Source organism: Oleiphilus sp. HI0123 (assembly GCF_001635315.1).
Genome location: NZ_LWGE01000526.1, coordinates 1 through 621, shown reverse-complemented (window position 1 = coordinate 621; position 621 = coordinate 1). Strand labels below are relative to the sequence as shown.

Annotated in this window: 1 protein-coding gene; it reads right to left on the bottom strand. The window is 49.6% G+C overall.

Going from position 1 to position 621, the window contains the following annotated elements; genetic code table 11:
• The coding region (gene istA, locus A3761_RS04910) for an IS21 family transposase (RefSeq protein WP_156491606.1) at positions 1 to 621 on the bottom strand (621 nt) is incomplete at both ends.

Genomic DNA, 621 nt, shown 5'->3' with positions numbered 1-621 from the left:
CCTGTTTGATCTCTGCATAATGGTATGGCGTTGTAGGCAATGACCTTAAGGCGGGTTGGTCTAGTTGCTTGAACTGACTTGCCCGGGAACCCGGGAGCTTCTTAAAGGGACGCTGATTCAAGTCGTCCAATAAAAACCGGATTGCTTGGTTTAGTGACGCCAGAGTGAAGAAGGTTTGATGACGCAAGCGTGCCATAATCCAGCGTTCAACGATTTGTACAGCGACTTCTGCTTTGGATTTATCCTTGGGTTTATAGGGGCGCGCTGGAACAACCGCCACTTGATAGTGTTGTGCCAGTTGCTGATAAGCCGGGTTTATATCTGGTTCGTAACGATGTGTTTTGCGCACCGCACTTCTCAAATTATCCGGCACGACTAGTTCAGGTACACCGCCGAGGAACTCGAAAGTCTGTACATGGGCATTCAACCAGTCTTCCTGGTTCTGGCTCCAACTAGCACAAGCAAAGGTGTAGTTGGATGCCCCCATCACAGCGACAAAAATTTGGGCTTGCCTGACTTCGCCGGTATCTGGGTTCACCACCGGCATTGTAGGACCACAGTAATCGACAAAGAGTTTTTCACCTGCACGATGAATCTGACGCATGCTACGTTTCTGGCAAC